Source organism: Microbacterium sp. MM2322 (genome assembly GCF_964186585.1).
Taxonomy (GTDB): domain Bacteria; phylum Actinomycetota; class Actinomycetes; order Actinomycetales; family Microbacteriaceae; genus Microbacterium.
Map to the genome: position 1 here is coordinate 2,299,447 of NZ_OZ075067.1, position 15,126 is coordinate 2,314,572.

Annotated in this window: 13 protein-coding genes; 5 read left to right on the plus strand and 8 right to left on the minus strand. The window is 68.9% G+C overall.

Annotation, left to right across the window (positions count from 1 at the left end):
- The first annotated feature begins 1 nt into the window (after position 1).
- The 5 genes from ptsP (at position 2) to ABQ271_RS11295 (ending at position 5,682) form a co-directional block, all read left to right on the plus strand.
- Positions 2 to 1,672, plus strand: coding sequence for a phosphoenolpyruvate--protein phosphotransferase (ptsP, locus tag ABQ271_RS11275; RefSeq protein ID WP_349308850.1), 1,671 nt, complete (start codon positions 2 to 4; stop codon positions 1,670 to 1,672).
- A gap of 2 nt (positions 1,673 to 1,674) precedes the next feature.
- Positions 1,675 to 3,246, plus strand: coding sequence for a PTS mannitol transporter subunit IICB (locus tag ABQ271_RS11280; RefSeq protein ID WP_349308851.1), 1,572 nt, complete (start codon positions 1,675 to 1,677; stop codon positions 3,244 to 3,246).
- Positions 3,247 to 3,326: 80 nt separating this feature from the next.
- Positions 3,327 to 3,767, plus strand: coding sequence for a PTS sugar transporter subunit IIA (locus ABQ271_RS11285; RefSeq protein ID WP_349308852.1), 441 nt, complete (start codon positions 3,327 to 3,329; stop codon positions 3,765 to 3,767).
- Complete coding sequence (locus ABQ271_RS11290) at positions 3,764 to 4,927, plus strand: mannitol-1-phosphate 5-dehydrogenase (RefSeq protein ID WP_349308853.1); 1,164 nt, start codon at positions 3,764 to 3,766, stop codon at positions 4,925 to 4,927. The genes ABQ271_RS11285 and ABQ271_RS11290 overlap by 4 nt, the downstream gene beginning before the upstream one ends.
- The gene (locus ABQ271_RS11295) at positions 4,924 to 5,682 is read left to right on the plus strand and encodes an alpha/beta hydrolase (protein WP_349308854.1); all 759 of its coding nucleotides are present in this window, start codon (positions 4,924 to 4,926) and stop codon (positions 5,680 to 5,682) included. The genes ABQ271_RS11290 and ABQ271_RS11295 overlap by 4 nt, the downstream gene beginning before the upstream one ends.
- 69 nt (positions 5,683 to 5,751) lie before the next feature.
- Here ABQ271_RS11295 and ABQ271_RS11300 read toward each other — a convergent pair whose 3' ends face one another.
- The 8 genes from ABQ271_RS11300 to ABQ271_RS11335 form a co-directional block, all read right to left on the minus strand.
- The gene (locus tag ABQ271_RS11300; protein WP_349308855.1) at positions 5,752 to 6,660 is read right to left on the minus strand and encodes a DUF559 domain-containing protein; all 909 of its coding nucleotides are present in this window, start codon (positions 6,658 to 6,660) and stop codon (positions 5,752 to 5,754) included.
- A gap of 157 nt (positions 6,661 to 6,817) precedes the next feature.
- Positions 6,818 to 7,933: an adenosine deaminase gene (locus ABQ271_RS11305; RefSeq protein ID WP_349308856.1), complete on the minus strand. Its 1,116-nt coding sequence runs from the start codon at positions 7,931 to 7,933 to the stop codon at positions 6,818 to 6,820.
- A gap of 23 nt (positions 7,934 to 7,956) precedes the next feature.
- Positions 7,957 to 9,249, minus strand: a complete 1,293-nt coding sequence (locus ABQ271_RS11310) for a thymidine phosphorylase (RefSeq protein WP_349308857.1) — start codon at positions 9,247 to 9,249, stop codon at positions 7,957 to 7,959.
- Entirely contained in the window at positions 9,246 to 9,644 is a 399-nt protein-coding gene (locus ABQ271_RS11315; protein WP_018188778.1) for a cytidine deaminase, read from the minus strand. Before ABQ271_RS11315 ends, ABQ271_RS11310 begins: the two co-directional genes overlap by 4 nt.
- A 49-nt stretch (positions 9,645 to 9,693) precedes the next feature.
- The gene (locus ABQ271_RS11320; RefSeq protein WP_349308858.1) at positions 9,694 to 10,980 is read right to left on the minus strand and encodes an ABC transporter permease; all 1,287 of its coding nucleotides are present in this window, start codon (positions 10,978 to 10,980) and stop codon (positions 9,694 to 9,696) included.
- Positions 10,977 to 12,287 (minus strand): ABC transporter permease, encoded by a 1,311-nt coding sequence (locus ABQ271_RS11325; protein ID WP_349308859.1) that lies wholly within the window; start codon positions 12,285 to 12,287, stop codon positions 10,977 to 10,979. The genes ABQ271_RS11320 and ABQ271_RS11325 overlap by 4 nt, the downstream gene beginning before the upstream one ends.
- Positions 12,284 to 13,798: an ABC transporter ATP-binding protein gene (locus ABQ271_RS11330; RefSeq protein WP_349308860.1), complete on the minus strand. Its 1,515-nt coding sequence runs from the start codon at positions 13,796 to 13,798 to the stop codon at positions 12,284 to 12,286. The genes ABQ271_RS11325 and ABQ271_RS11330 overlap by 4 nt, the downstream gene beginning before the upstream one ends.
- Before the next feature lie 113 nt (positions 13,799 to 13,911).
- The gene (locus ABQ271_RS11335) at positions 13,912 to 15,039 is read right to left on the minus strand and encodes a BMP family ABC transporter substrate-binding protein (RefSeq protein ID WP_349308861.1); all 1,128 of its coding nucleotides are present in this window, start codon (positions 15,037 to 15,039) and stop codon (positions 13,912 to 13,914) included.
- Between the last annotated feature and the right edge of the window lie 87 nt (positions 15,040 to 15,126).

The following is a 15,126-nucleotide window of genomic DNA, read 5'->3' on the forward strand; positions in this document are numbered from 1 at the left end:
CATGACTGAGCTTCGAGGAGTAGGAATCGGCCTGGGCGTGAGCCACGGCCCCGTCGCACGGATGGCGGAGCCGCTGCCCGCGCCGAAAGACGAGAAGAGCACGCTGAGCGGCGACGAGGAGACCGCGCGCGTCCGCGCCGCGATCGAAGCCGTCGCACGCGAGCTCGAACAGCGCGGCGAGACCGCCGGCGGAGCCGCGCAGGAGGTGCTCGAGGCCCAGGCGATGATGGCCGAGGACCCGGCCCTCGACGAGGAGGTCACGAACCGCATCGCGGCCGGCAAGACGGCCGAGTTCGCCGTGTTCGACGCGTTCGCCTCGTTCCGCGACACCCTCGCGGCGATGGGCGGCTACCTCGGCGAGCGCGCCGCGGACCTCGACGACGTCGCTCAGCGCGTGATCGCACACCTCCGGGGCGTCGCGGCTCCGGGTGTCCCCGACCCGGGGCATCCGTTCGTCCTCGTGGCCAAGGACCTCGCTCCCGCCGACACCGCGCTGCTCGACCTCGACAAGGTCCTCGCCCTCATCACCACCGAGGGCGGACCGACCTCGCACACCGCGATCCTCGCGCGCGAGAAGTCGATCGTCGCCGTCGTGGGCGTCCGCGGCGCCGCTGATCTCGCCGAGGGCGAGACGGTGATCGTGGATGCCGCCGGCGGAGTCGTCACGACACAGCCGAGCGACGACGACATCGCGCAGGTCGAACGCCGCGAGGCCGACCGCGCCGCCGCAGCCGATGCTCCCGTCACCCCGGGCGCTCTCGCCGACGGCACCGCCGTTCCGCTGCTGGCCAACCTCGGCAAGCCGCAGGATGCCGCGAAGGCCGTCGAGCTCGGTGCGGAAGGCGTGGGCCTGTTCCGCACCGAGTTCCTGTTCCTCAGCTCGGCGCAGGCGCCGACCGTCGACGAGCAGACGAAGGCGTACACCGAACTGCTGCAGGCGTTCCCCGGCAAGAAGGTCGTCGTCCGCGCGCTGGATGCCGGTGCCGACAAGCCGCTCGCCTTCCTCAACGACGCCCACGAGGAGAACCCCGCCCTCGGACTCCGCGGACTCCGCGCGCTCCGCGCCAGCGAGGACATCCTGCGCGAGCAGCTCACCGCCCTCGCCAACGCGGATGCCGCGACCGACGCCGATCTCTGGGTCATGGCGCCGATGGTGTCGACCGTCGAGGAGACGGAGTACTTCGTCACCCTGGCGAAGGAATACGGCATCAAGACCGCAGGAGTCATGGTCGAGGTCCCCTCTTCCGCGCTCCTGGCCGATAAGGTCCTCGCCCACGCGGACTTCGCGTCGATCGGGACGAACGACCTCACGCAGTACACCCTCGCGGCCGACCGCCTGCTCGGTTCGGTCTCGTCGTTCCAGGACCCGTGGCATCCCGCGGTCCTACAGCTCGTCAAGGCGACGGGCGACGGCGGACGACTCAACGGCAAGCCGATCGGCATCTGCGGCGAGGCCGCAGCCGATCCGCTGCTCGCGGTCGTCCTCGTCGGCCTCGGCGCGACGACTCTCTCCATGGCACCGACGGCGCTCGCAGACGTGCGCGCCACCCTCTTGCACCACAGCCTCGACGACGCGAAGCGCATCGCCGAAGCAGCCCTCGCCGCATCCGATGCGGCATCCGCCCGAGCCGCGGCCCAGGAAGCCGCAGCACAGCACAAGGAGAACCAGTAACCATGACAACGACGTCACCGGCACAGACCCAGGGAGGAGCCCGCGTCGCCGTTCAGCGATTCGGCACGTTCCTTTCGGGCATGATCATGCCGCTCATCCCCGCACTCATCGCGTGGGGCATCTTCACCGCCTTCTTCATCGAGAAGGGCTGGACGCCGAACGCTGACCTGGCGAACATCGTGGGTCCGTTCATCCACTACCTGCTGCCGATCCTCATCGCCTACCTCGGTGGCCACCTGGTCTACAGCGTGCGTGGCGGCGTCGTCGGCGCGATCGCGACCTTCGGTGTCATCGCCGGTTCCGATCTCCTGATCGATAACTTCAACGCCGCCCTGGCCATCTCCGACCCTGAGGCCGATCCCCTCAGCAAGGTGAACATGTTCATCGGCGCGATGATCATGGCTCCGCTGGCCGCGTGGACCATGAAGATGCTCGACCGCCTGTGGGAGGGCAAGGTCCGCGCCGGCTTCGAGATGCTCGTGAACATGTTCTCGGCGGGCATCTGGGGCTTCGTCATGGCCATCGTCGGGTTCTACCCGCTGGCGTGGCTGATCAACGGCCTCATGAACGTTCTCAGCACCGCGGTCAACTGGCTCGTCGAGACGAACCTCCTGCCACTGACGAGCATCATCATCGAGCCCGCCAAGGTGTTCTTCCTCAACAACGCGCTCAACCATGGCGTCCTCACCCCGCTCGGCCTCGACCAGGCAGCGGCCAGCGACGCCGGCGGATCGATCCTGTTCCTCCTCGAAGCGAACCCCGGCCCGGGCCTCGGTCTGCTGCTCGCATTCACCTTCTTCGGCATCGGCGCCGCACGTGCGTCTGCTCCCGGAGCTGCGATCATCCAGTTCTTCGGTGGCATCCACGAGGTGTACTTCCCGTACGCGCTCATGAAGCCGATCCTGATCGTGGCCCTGATCGCCGGTGGCATGACCGGTGTCACCACAAACATGCTGCTCGGCGGCATGTTGCGCGCTCCGGCCGCCCCGGGCAGCATCCTGGCGGTCATGGCTCAGGTAGCCAACAACAGCTACGTAGCCGTGGCTCTCTCGGTAGTCCTGTCGGCTGCGGTGACGTTCATCGTCGCGTCGATCATCCTGCGAGCTTCCCGCAAGCGCGACCTCGCTGCCGCCGAACTCGGCACGGACTCCTTCTCCGCCGCGGTCTCGCAGACCGAAGCGAACAAGGGTAAGAAGTCGGACGCCATGGACAACCTGCGCCGCTCTGGCGCAAAGTCGGCCACGGCATCCGCCCCGGCCGAGACCGCGGTCGCCGAGCGCGAGATCACGAACGTCGTGTTCGCGTGCGACGCCGGCATGGGCTCGTCCGCGATGGGCGCCAGCGTCCTCCGCAACAAGTTCAAGAAGGCGGGCGTCGAGGGCGTCACGGTCACCAACAAGGCGATCGCCAACCTCGACCCGTCGGCCGACCTGGTCATCACCCAGCAGCAGCTGACCGACCGGGCGCGCGGGGTCACCCCCGACTCCCTGCACGTCTCGGTCGACAACTTCATGAACTCGCCGAAGTACGACGAGGTCGTCGAGATGGTGCGCCGCCAGCACGGCGACGCCTGATGCACTCTGCTGCGGGGTCGGGAACAATGGTCCCGACCCCGCAGCATCCTCTTTTTCACCCCCCTCAGAAGGAGAACGTCATGGCTCGCGAAGTCCTCACCCTCGGCCAGATCCGCATCCGCACCGGCTCCGTCAGCCAGGAGCAGGCGATGAAGGAAGCCGCCGACATCCTCGAGGCCGCCGGCGCGGTAACGAGCGCATACTTCGATGCGATGCAGCAGCGCGAGATCGCCGTTTCGACCTACATGGGCAACGAGCTCGCGATCCCCCACGGCACGAACGAGACGAAAGAGGCGATCCTCGACTCCGCGCTCTCCTTCGTCCGATACGACGGCGGCGTCGACTGGGCCGGCGAGCAGGTCTCGTTCGTCGTCGGCATCGCCGGCAATGGCGACGAGCACCTCGAGATCCTCTCGCAGATCGCACTCCTCTTCTCCGAGGACGATGAGGTCGCCAAGCTCAAGGCCGCACAGACCCCCGAGGAGCTCTACCAGCTCCTCGCCACGGTGAACAACGCATGAAAGCCGTCCACTTCGGCGCCGGCAACATCGGGCGCGGATTCGTCGGCCTCCTCCTCCACGAGGGCGGGTACGACCTCGTCTTCTCCGACGTCGCACCCACCCTCGTCGAGACGATCAACGCGGCATCCGAATACACCGTTCACGAGGTCGGGCCCGGAGGCGGCGACAAGACCGTCACCGGCTTCCGAGCTCTCGACAGCCGGGCAGATCCGGATGCCGTCGCGGACGAGGTCGCTACGGCCGAGGTCGTGACGACCGCCGTGGGACCGAACATCCTGCCGTTCGTCGCCCCCCACATCCTCGAGGGGCTCGCGCGGCGCGATGCCGATGCGAAGCCGCTGCAGGTGATGGCCTGCGAGAACGCGATCGGGGCGACCGACACTCTGCGCGCGGAGATCGAGAAGCTGGCCGGCGACTCCTGGGGCGATCTTTCGACGCGTGCCGTGTTCGCCAATACCGCCGTCGACCGGATCGTCCCGGGCCAGCCCGAGGGCTCGGGCGTCGACGTGACCGTCGAGCCGTTCTTCGAGTGGGCCATCGAGCGGGGCCCCTTCGGCGGTGATCTGCCGCAGATCCCCGGCGCTCACTTCGTCGACGACCTCGCCCCGTACATCGAGCGGAAGCTGTTCACGGTGAACACCGGCCACGCCGCCACCGCGTACTTCGGTGCCGCGGCCGGGATCAACCGGATTTCGGACGCCCTGGCGGACCCCGGCATCCGTGCCAAGGTCGAGCAGGCGCTCGAGGAGACCTCGGCCTTCCTCGCTGCGGCTCACGGGTTGGACCCGGCGGAGCTCGCTGACTACCGCGCGACGATCCTCGAGCGGTTCTCGAACGAAGCCCTCCCCGACACCGTGCAGCGGGTCGGCCGGCAGCCGCTCCGCAAGCTGTCTCGCCACGAGCGCTTCGTCGGCCCCGCCGCGGCTGCCGCTGAGCGCGGTCTCGCCGTCGACGGGCTCATGGCCGCGATCGCCGCAGCACTCCGATTCGAAGACGCCGCGGACGCGCAGGCGGTGGAGCTGCAGGAGCGGATCCGATCTGAGGATGCCGCGGCTTTCACCGCATCCGTCACCGGCCTCGACGCATCCCACCCGTTGTTCCCCCGCGTGCAGGAGGAAGTCGCCCACCGGCAGACCGAGCTCGGCGTCTACGGCGCGTGAGCGCGTCGAAGCGGCCCCGATCCCGGGCACGGCGCATCGTCTCGATCGTGCTGCTGTCCCTAGCGGGGCTGCTCGTCGCCGGGATCGTCGGCATCGTGATCTGGAGCCAGGTCGGTGTCATGGGTGCCGAGGCCGGCCCGCTCGACGCGGTACGCGAGGACAGCCGGATCGCTGTGTCCGACACGGACGGCAACGTCGTGATGTCTCCGGTTTCCGGGGAGAGCACCGTCGGGCTGGTCTTCATCCCCGGCGCGAAGGTCGACGCCGAGGCGTACGAGGCGAAACTCGCCGGCCTCGTCGCGGAGGACGGGATGACGGTCGTCATCACGCGTCCGTGGCTGAACCTCGCCTTCTTCGATCCCCGACCGCTGTCGACGTTCACCGATGCCGCGCCCGACGTCGACACCTGGCTCGTCGGAGGCCACTCCCTCGGCGGGGTGCGCGCGTGCCAGCTCGCGCCGGATGCCGACGGCCTCGTCCTCTTCGCGTCGTACTGCGCGAGTGACCTGTCCGATTCCGGCCTGCCGGCGCTGAGCATCTCGGGCTCGGAGGACGGCTTGTCGACCCCCGAGAAGATCCAGGACGCCCGCGGGATGCTGCCGGCCGACGCCGAGTTCGTCGAGGTCCCCGGCGCCTCGCACGCATCCTTCGGCGACTACGGCCCGCAAGCCGGCGACGGTACGCCCACGATCGACGACCCCGCTATGACGGCCGACATCACGGCATCCGTCGCGGACCTGCTCGCCCGTCTCTGAAGCCCGCCCCAGGTCCCACTTCGGCCGGGTAAACGCCCACCATTCCCGGCCCGATCGGGACCTCACGCGTCACGGCGTCCACCCTGCCTGCCGGAGCGCGCCCGCGACCATGCGGACGGCCTGTCCGCCGTCACCCTGCAGGTGATGGCGAAGGATGCGGACGAGCACCCACCCTTGCTCACGGATGGCGTGCCACCGGTCGGCATCACGCTCGAACTGCGCCCGGTCCTCGGCGTGCTGACGCCCGTCGTACTCGACCGCGACCCGCCAGCGCGCGTACGCGAGGTCCAGCCGGGCGACGAACCGGCCGTCCGGTGCGCAGAGGGCAACGTTGAGCGCGGGCTCCGGGAGTCCTGCGGCGCAGATGACGAGCCGCAGCCGGGTTTCTGCCGGCGACTCCGCGCCGACCCGCACGTCGGAGAGCGCTGCTTCCAGAGCGGCCTGTACCCGTCCCGGCCCCTTCGCGACTTCCGCCGCCAGGTCGTCGAGAGCGAGCAGACCTCGCGTGCCCACGAGGAAGTCCCCCGCGGCGACCAGGTCCTCGTGACTCCACCAGGACGCCACGTGGCGCCACGCCATCGCCGGTGCCTCAGCCCGCAGCCCCTCCACCTCTCGCACGTCAGCGACGCCCGGTCCGAGCCGGTGCCCGACGACACCCGCGACCCGCGGTTCGCGATCCGGACGGTGCGCCGCCACGTGCAGTCGCTGCGAGGCTCGATCGGACGGGATCGGCGCGCCGTAAAGAGCCAACGCGGTGCTGTGGCTGAAGAACTGCCAGGGCCGCATCCGCTCGGCGAACTGGCGTGCCCGGGCGGCAAGCGACTCGAGGTCGTGACCCACGGGAACCCGGACTCCCGGATAGGGGATCGCCAGATCACTGGCATCCAACCGGCCGGCGGTGACCCCGGCCCGGCAGGCGTCATCGACGTGGAACGCTCGGTCGCGCAGGTTCTCGGGAAGGGGACGCGGTCGCCGCATCCCTGCAGGCTGCCGCGTATCCGCAAGCGGTCAGCCCTCGAGCACGCAGCCGGCGGAGAGGCCGTGGACGGGGCGAGCTGGGGAGAAAGGCCGAGGTCCCGATCGGGCCGGGTATGAGCACGCCATACCCGGCCCGATCGGGACCTCGCAACAGGGCTCAGGCCGAGAAGCCCTCGCCGATGAGCTCGATGAGCTCCTCTCGCTCCTCGATCGTCAGGAACGCGGCGGCCGCAGCGTTGAGCTGGAAGGCCTCGAGATCGTCCAGCGTGTACTCGAACGCGTCGGCGAGCAGCGACAGCTCGCGCGTCAGCGACGTGCGGCTCATCGTGCGGTTGTCGACGTTCACGGTGACGGCGAAGCCGAGCTGATAGAGCAGGTCGAACGGGTGGTCCTCGAGCTGCGTTCCCCACGCGGCGACCGCGCCGGTCTGCAGGTTCGACGACGGCGACAGTTCGAGGGGGATCTCCCGGTCGCGCACCCAGCGGGCCAGGTCGCCGAAGCGAACCTGCACCTCTTCGCCCTTCTGCTCGACGACGTCGAGGTCCTCGGCGATGCGCACACCGTGGCCGAGGCGGAGCGCCCGTCCGTCGATCAGCGCGGAGCGGATCGAGTCGAGCCCCGCAGCCTCGCCGGCGTGCACCGTGACGGGGAAGAAGGCGGATGCCAGGTGCTCGAACGCCGCCCGGTGGTTCGACGGCGGGAACCCCGCCTCCGGTCCGGCGATGTCGAACCCGACAGCTCCGCGCCCGCGGTGACGCACAGCGAGCTCGGCGATCTCGAGCGACCGGTCGGTGTGCCGCATCGCGGTGATGAGCTGGCCGACCCGGATGTCGCGGCCGCCGGAATCGACGGCATCCTCGCCCTCTTCGATGCCCTCCTGCACGGCTTCCACGACCTCGTCGAGGCTCAGGCCGCCGCCGAGGTGTTGCTCGGGTGCCCAGCGCACCTCGCCGTAGATGACGCCGTCGGCTGCGAGGTCCTCGACGAACTCCTTCGCGACGCGGCGCAGTCCCTCGCGGGTCTGCATGACCGCGACGGTCAGGTCGAACGTCTTCAGGTACTCGACGAGCGAGCCCGAGTCCGACTGGTCCTCGAACCAGTCGGCGAGGTCGTCGGCGGCGGATTCGGGGAGCTCTACGCCCGCCTCATCGGCGAGCTCGATGATCGTCTGCGGACGCAGCGCGCCGTCGAGGTGGTCGTGCAGCGACACCTTGGGGAGCGAGCGGATCGAGACGCCCTCGAGCTGTGCGTCGCCGTGCTGGTCGATGGCCATAGTCGGATCCTGTCGTGAGGGGGTCAAGCGGTGATGCGCTCGAGGACGAGCGGAGTGGATGCCGGGGCTTCCGCACCGATCTCCCAGGCGCCCTCGAGCGCCTCGGTGGCCCGCGCGAAGCGCTTCTCATCGTCGGCGAGGAGGGTGAACAGCGGCTGACCGGCGGTCACGGTGTCGCCCGGCTTCACGTGCAGGTCGATACCGGCGGCGTGGATGACGGGGTCCTGCGCGCGGGCACGTCCGGCGCCGAGACGCCAGGCGGCGATCCCGAACGGCAGGGCTTCGAGCCGCGTGACGACGCCGGACTCGGTCGCCGTCACGGTGTGGGTCTCGCGCGGGGCGGGCAGGGCGGCATCCGGGTCGCCGTCCTGAGCGGCGATCATGCGACGCCAGGAGTCCATGGCGCGGCCGTCCTTCAGGGCGGCTTCGACGTCGGCGTCGGGCTGACCGGCGAGGGCGAGCATCTCGCGGGCGAGGGCGACGGTGAGTTCGACGATGTCGGCGGGGCCGCCGCCGGCGAGCACCTCGACCGATTCGCGGACCTCGTTCGCGTTGCCGATCGCAAGACCGAGCGGCGTGTTCATGTCGGTGAGGAGCGCGGTGGTCGCGACGCCCGAGTCGGTGCCGAGGGCCACCATCGTGCGGGCGAGCTCGCGCGCCTTGTCGACGTCTCGCATGAACGCACCGGAGCCGAACTTGACATCGAGGACGAGCGAATCGGTGCCCTCGGCGATCTTCTTCGACATGATGCTCGACGCGATGAGCGGGATCGCTTCGACGGTGCCGGTGACGTCGCGAAGCGCGTACAGCCGCTTGTCCGCGGGGGCGAGACCGGAGCCGGCCGCGCAGATCACGGCGCCGACGTCACGCATCTGCGCGATCATCTCGTCGTTGCTGAGGGCGGCCCGCCAGCCGGGGATGGCCTCGAGCTTGTCGAGCGTCCCGCCGGTGTGCCCGAGGCCGCGGCCCGAGAGCTGCGGCACGGCGACGCCGAAGGCAGCGACGAGCGGAGCCAACGGAAGCGTGATCTTGTCGCCCACGCCGCCGGTGGAGTGCTTGTCGACGGTCGGCTTGCCGAGACCGGCGAAGCTCATCCGCTCCCCCGACGCGATCATCGCGTCGGTCATGACGCGGATCTCGTCGCGGTTCATCCCGTTGAGGAGCACCGCCATCGCGAAGGCGGCCATCTGGGAGTCGGCGACGTATTCGCGGGTGTAGGCGTCGATCATCCAGCGGAGTGCGTCTTCGGGAACCGCGCCGCCGTCCCGCTTGGTGCGGATGACGTCGACGGCATCGAACGCCTCGACCGCGCTCATCGGGCGGCCTCCAGGTCGCGGGGACCGAACGCGTCGGGCAGGACCTCGTCGATGGTGCGGATGCCCGACACGGTCTCCAGCAGCATCCCGGGGATCGCGAACTCGTTGAGCAGCTGACGGCAACGGCCGCACGGCATGATCGTCTCACCGTCGTTGTTGACGCAGACGAACGCGACGAGTTCGCCGCCACCCGTCATGTGGAGGTTGCCGACGAGGCCGCACTCCGCGCAGAGCCCGACGCCGTACGACGCATTCTCGACGTTGCAGCCGGTCACGATCCGCCCGTCGCTCACGAGCGCCGCGGCGCCCACCCGGTAACGGGAGTACGGCGCGTACGCCTTCTCCATGGCCTCGACGGCTGCGGAGCGCAGCTCGTCCCAATCGATGTCGGTCACGACTTCTTCCTTGTAGATCGACGGATGCCGCGGGTCGCGGCATCCCGTGTCAGCCCTTGATGTAGGGCTTGCCGGATGCGGCGGGTCCGCGGATCTGACCGGCGAAGCCGGCGACCGCGAGGATCGTCACGACGTACGGCAGCATCAGCATGAACTCGCTGGGGATGGGGGTGTCGAGCACGGTCAGCTGGTTCTGCAGGTTCGTCGCGAACCCGAACAGGAGCGCAGCGAGCGTCGCGCGGATGGGATCCCAGCGGCCGAAGATGACGGCCGCGAGCGCGATGAAGCCGAGACCCGCCGTCATCTCCTTGCCGAACTGCGGTACGGAGACGAGCGTGAAGTAGGCGCCACCGATGCCGGCGATCGCACCCGCGAGCGAGACGTTCCAGAACCGGGTCGCGTTGACCTTGATGCCGACGGTGTCCGCCGCCTGAGGGTGCTCGCCGACCGCGCGGAGCCGAAGGCCCCATCGGGTGCGGTACAGGCCCCACGACACCACCGCGACGGTGATGTACATCAGGTAGACGATGAAGGTCTGGTTGAACAGGACCGGCCCGATGACGGGGATCTCGCTCAGGAGCGGGATCTCGATGCGGCCGAACCGCTCGGGACGGTTGAGCGTCTCCTCGTTGGGAACGAGGAGAGCGCCGTAGAGGAACCCGGTGAGACCGGTCACGAGGACGTTCAGGACGACACCCACGATCACCTGGTCGACCAGGTACTTGATCGCGAAGGCCGCGAGGACGAACGACACGAGGACACCGCCGATCATGGCGCCGACGAGGCCGACGATCGGGCTGCCGGTGATGCTCGAGAGGAGCGCCGCCGAGAACGCGCCGAACAGCAGCTGGCCCTCGATGGCGACGTTGACGACGCCGACGCGTTCGCCGATGACACCGCCGAGCGCACCGAACACGAGCGGGACCGACAGCGACACGGCACCGAACAGCAGGCTCGTCACGGGGAAGATTCCGCCGGCGGCCGCCCACACGATAAAGGCGACGACCGCGAGGATCGCGAACACGGTCGTCAGCCACAGCGGCGTCTTGCGGTAGTTCCACGCGTTCCATGCGGCGAGAGCCGCAAGGACGACGAGGACGGCGACCATCAGCCAGCTGGTCAGCCCCGTGGGCACGTCGACGTTGGGAACGGCGATCGACGACGTCGCATCGCCGAGGCGGAACGTGGTGGTCTCCCCTCGCGGGACGAGGAGGAACAGCAGCGCCATCAAGACGACGACGACACCGAAGACGATGGGCACTTTGATGTGCCGGGTCTTGACGACGGTCAGTTGGATGGTGCCGTCGGATTCGACCGCGGGAGCCGGAGCGCTCATGCCGCCACCGCCTTCTTGGCGGCCTTGGCTCGCGCCTTGTCCGCCTTCTCGATCTCGGTCTTGGGGAGGAAGAACACGGCGCGCAGCAGCGGCGGGGCGGCGATGAACAGCACGACGAGCGACTGCACGACGAGCACGATGTCGACCGGGATCCCCTGCGCCTGCATCGAGAACGAGCCCGCCTTGAGGGCGCCGAACAGGATGCCGGCAGCGAACGTCCCCCACGCACGGCTGCGGCCGAGCAGGGCGACGGTGATCGCGTCGAAGCCGATCCCGGCGTCGATGGTCGCGGCGAAGCCGGTGGTGACGTTGCCCTGGATCTGGTTCATCGCGGCGAGCCCGGCGAGGCCGCCGGCGAACACCATGGCGTAGATGTAGATGCGCTCGACGTTGATACCGCCCGCGCGGGCGGCGTGCGGGTTCTCACCCACGGCCCGCATCCGGAGTCCGAGGCTGGAGCGCTCGATGAGCCACCAGACGAACAGGGTCGCGATCACGACGATGACGAATCCCCAGTCGAGCTGGGGGAACGACGGTCCGAACAGGTCGGGGAACTGAGCCGTCGCGGGCGTCGGCTGCGACTGCGGCTGGTTCGTGCCTTCCGCCTGCAGGAGGCCGGGGGTGCGCAGCATCCACAGCAGCAGGTAATAGGCGACGTAGTTGAGCATGATCGTGAGGATCACCTCGTGGGCGCCCGTCCGCGCCTTCAGCAGGCCGACGAGTCCGCCCCAGATCGCTCCGCCGAGGATGCCGGCGAGCAGGGTGAGGGGCAGGTGCACGAGCAGCGGCAGATCGAGGTTGAACGCGAAGAAGCCGGCGAACAGTGCGCCGACGAGCATCTGACCGCGTGCGCCGATGTTGAACAGGCCCACGCGGAACGCGAGGGCGACGCCGAGGCCCGCCGCGATCAGCGGAGCAGCGAAACCGAGCGAGTTCGTCAGGGGCCGGATCTGCGCGGCGAAGTCGTTCACGCGCGGATTGAACACCGCGCCGCGGAACAGCGCCTCGTAGCCGTTGTAGATCGCGTTCCATGCGGCGATGAGGGTGTCGGTCGGCCGGGCGAAGAAGTAGCCGCTCGTGCGCTGCACGTCGTCGTTCGTCACGGCGATGAGCACACCGCCCACGACCATCGCCAGCACGACCGCGAGCACCGTGGTCATGGCGCTGCCGCGGACGAGTTCTCGGAAGAAGACGTCGGTCCGAGAGGGCTCCGAGGGCAGGCCTTCGCCCGTCAGCGGCCCGCTGGCCGTCGGAAGCTGTTCGGCGGGACGCGCCGCATCGGCGGCGCCGGGCGTCGTGCCGCTCATGCAGCCACCTCCGGGTCTGTTGCGCCGGCCATCATGAGGCCGAGGATGTCGCGCGGCGTGTCGCCGGGGACGATGCCGACGATGCGACCGCGGTACATGACGGCGATGCGATCGGCGAGGGCGGTGACCTCGTCGAGCTCGGTCGACACGACGATCACGGGGATGCCGGCATCGCGCGTCTCAACGATGCGCTTGTGGATGAATTCGATGGAACCGACATCGACGCCGCGGGTGGGCTGCGCGGCGACGAAGAGCTTCAGCTCGCGGCTCATCTCGCGGGCGATCACGACCTTCTGCTGGTTGCCGCCCGACAGCGTGCCGGCGGGGGTCTCCGGACCGCGCGTACGGATGTCGTATTCCTCGATGCGAGCACGCGCGAACGCGTCGAGCTCGGCACGGCGGATCGTGCCGCCGCGCGAGAAGGCGGGGTCCGTCGACCGGTCGAGGATGAGGTTCTCCGCGACGGAGAAGCCGCCGACGAGGCCGTCCTCCTTGCGGTCTTCGGGAACGAAGCCGACACCGGCATCGAGGATGCTGCGGACGCTCTTGCCGACCAGCTCTGCACCCTCGAGGCGGATGGAGCCTTCGGTGCGCGCGGCGAGGCCGACGATCGCTTCGACGAGTTCGGTCTGACCGTTCCCCTGTACACCCGCGACGGCGAGGATCTCGCCGGGTCGGACGTCGAAGGACACATCATCGACGAGGATGGCCCCGCCGGAGGTCAGGACGCGGAGGTCGCGGACCTCGAGTCCGCCTTCGCGGACACGGGCCGCATCCTTCTGCACGGTGAGTTCCACCGCGCGGCCGACCATGAGCGAAGCGAGCTCCGCGTTGGTCGCCGTCGGGGACGCCGTACCGACGATCTTGCCGAGGCGGACGACGGTGATGCGGTCCGCGACTTCGCGGACCTCACGGAGCTTGTGGGTGATGAAGACGATGGAGGTGCCCTCATCGCGGAGCTGCCGCATGATCCCCATCAACTCATCCGTCTCCTGCGGGGTGAGGACAGCGGTCGGCTCGTCGAAGACCAGCACCTTCGCGTCACGGGAGAGCGCCTTGATGATCTCGACCCGCTGCTGGACGCCGACGGGGAGGTCGCCGACGAGGGCGTCGGGGTCGATCTGGAAACCGAAGCGGTCCGCGACGGCGCGGACGTGGTCGCGGGCCTGCGCCAGGTCGAGCCGGCCGAGCCCCTTGGTCTTCTCGTGCCCGAGCATGACGTTCTCGGCGACGGTGAAGACCGGGATGAGCATGAAGTGCTGATGCACCATGCCGATGCCCGCGGCCATCGCGTCGCCGGGACCCCGGAAGTTCTGGACGGCGTCGTCCAGCAGGATCTGACCTTCATCGGCACGGTACAGCCCGTACAGGACGTTCATGAGGGTGGACTTGCCGGCGCCGTTCTCACCGAGGAGAGCGTGGATCTCCCCTGGCTCGACCACGAGGTCGATGTGATCGTTGGCGACGAGGCTGCCGAATCTCTTGGTGATTCCGCGGAGCTCGAGCTTCATACGAGAACCCTATCCGGCGGGTGTCGGGAAGGACCCGCCATAGAAACGTGGAGCGAACGGCACTCGGGGCGGACAGCTTCACGCTGCCCGCCCCGAGTGGATGTCGTTTCAGATCACGGCGAGTTCTTGGACTCGACCTTGATGTCGCCCGAGACGATCGACTTCTGCAGCGCCGCGAGCTCGTCGGTCAGACCGGCGGGCAGCTTCGACTCGAAGTCGTGGAAGCTCGAGAGCTTGACGCCCTCGTTCTCGAGGGTGCCGACGTACGGGGTGGCGTCGAACTCGCCGGTGGACGCCGCGACCGTGGTGTCGTAGACGGCGACGTCGATCGCCTTCATGATCGAGACGAGGGTGACGTCGGTGACCGAGGTGTCGGCGACGGCCAGGTCGCTGTCGACACCGAGGATGAGGGTGTCATCACCGCTGTCCTTGATCGCCGCTGCGGCGCTCGTGTAGATGGGGCCACCGACGGGGAGGATGACGTCGACGCCCTGGTCGAGCACGGACTGCGCCGTCTGCTTGGCGGTGTCGTTGGCGTCGAAGCCGCCCGTGAAGGCGCCCTTCTGAGCCGCGACATCCCAGCCGAAGAGCTTGACGTCGGCCTTCTTGTCCTCGTTGTACTTCTCGACACCGAGCGCGTAACCGTCCATGAAGACGGCGACGGAGGGGATCTGCGCCCCGCCGAAGGTGCCGACCTTGTTCACGCCGGCCTCAGCCGACCACGCCGCGGCGGCGTAGCCACCGAGGTAGGCCGCCTCGGCCGTGTTGAAGACGAGGGGCTTGATGTTCGGGGCGTCGGTCTTGCCGTCCTGGTCGACGTCGGCGAAGTCGTCGATGATCGCGAACTGCAGGTTGGGGTTGGCCTTGGCGGCCTCGACCGTGGCGGCCGCGAGCTTGTAGCCGACGGAGACGATGAGCGTGCAGCCCTCGGAGATGGCCGTGGTCATGTTCGGCGCATAGTCGTTGTCGTTCGTCGACTCGAACTCGAGGGGCTTGATGCCGAGCTCGCCGGCAGCCTTGTCCATGCCGTTCTTGGCGGACTCGTTGAACGACTTGTCGTTCCAGCCACCGGCGTCGGAGATGAGGCAGGGCATGAAGCCGTCGACGACGTTGCCAGCACCGGCGCCGGCGGAGGACGACGGGGAGGTGGCCTCGGGGGCGGTGCCGCAGCCAGCCAGCGCGGCGATGAGAAGCGCGGCACCGGCGATGCCGGCGAGCTTCTTCGGGTTCGAGATGGTCAAGTGTGCCTCCACGGAAGAGAACCCGCGGACTTCGCGGGTGTGCGCAACCGAAGTTACCTACTGTGACGACGACCGGGCACCCTGATG

Excerpts from the sequence above, each read along its gene's own strand:
- ptsP (WP_349308850.1), top strand. The coding sequence starts at position 2 with ATGACTGAGCTTCGAGGAGTAGGAATCGGCCTGGGCGTGAGCCACGGC.
- ABQ271_RS11280 (WP_349308851.1), top strand. The coding sequence starts at position 1,675 with ATGACAACGACGTCACCGGCACAGACCCAGGGAGGAGCCCGCGTCGCC.
- ABQ271_RS11285 (WP_349308852.1), top strand. The coding sequence starts at position 3,327 with ATGGCTCGCGAAGTCCTCACCCTCGGCCAGATCCGCATCCGCACCGGC.
- ABQ271_RS11290 (WP_349308853.1), top strand. The coding sequence starts at position 3,764 with ATGAAAGCCGTCCACTTCGGCGCCGGCAACATCGGGCGCGGATTCGTC.
- ABQ271_RS11300 (WP_349308855.1), bottom strand. The coding sequence starts at position 6,660 with ATGCGGCGACCGCGTCCCCTTCCCGAGAACCTGCGCGACCGAGCGTTC.
- ABQ271_RS11305 (WP_349308856.1), bottom strand. The coding sequence starts at position 7,933 with ATGGCCATCGACCAGCACGGCGACGCACAGCTCGAGGGCGTCTCGATC.
- ABQ271_RS11310 (WP_349308857.1), bottom strand. The coding sequence starts at position 9,249 with ATGAGCGCGGTCGAGGCGTTCGATGCCGTCGACGTCATCCGCACCAAG.
- ABQ271_RS11320 (WP_349308858.1), bottom strand. The coding sequence starts at position 10,980 with ATGAGCGCTCCGGCTCCCGCGGTCGAATCCGACGGCACCATCCAACTG.
- ABQ271_RS11325 (WP_349308859.1), bottom strand. The coding sequence starts at position 12,287 with ATGAGCGGCACGACGCCCGGCGCCGCCGATGCGGCGCGTCCCGCCGAA.
- ABQ271_RS11330 (WP_349308860.1), bottom strand. The coding sequence starts at position 13,798 with ATGAAGCTCGAGCTCCGCGGAATCACCAAGAGATTCGGCAGCCTCGTC.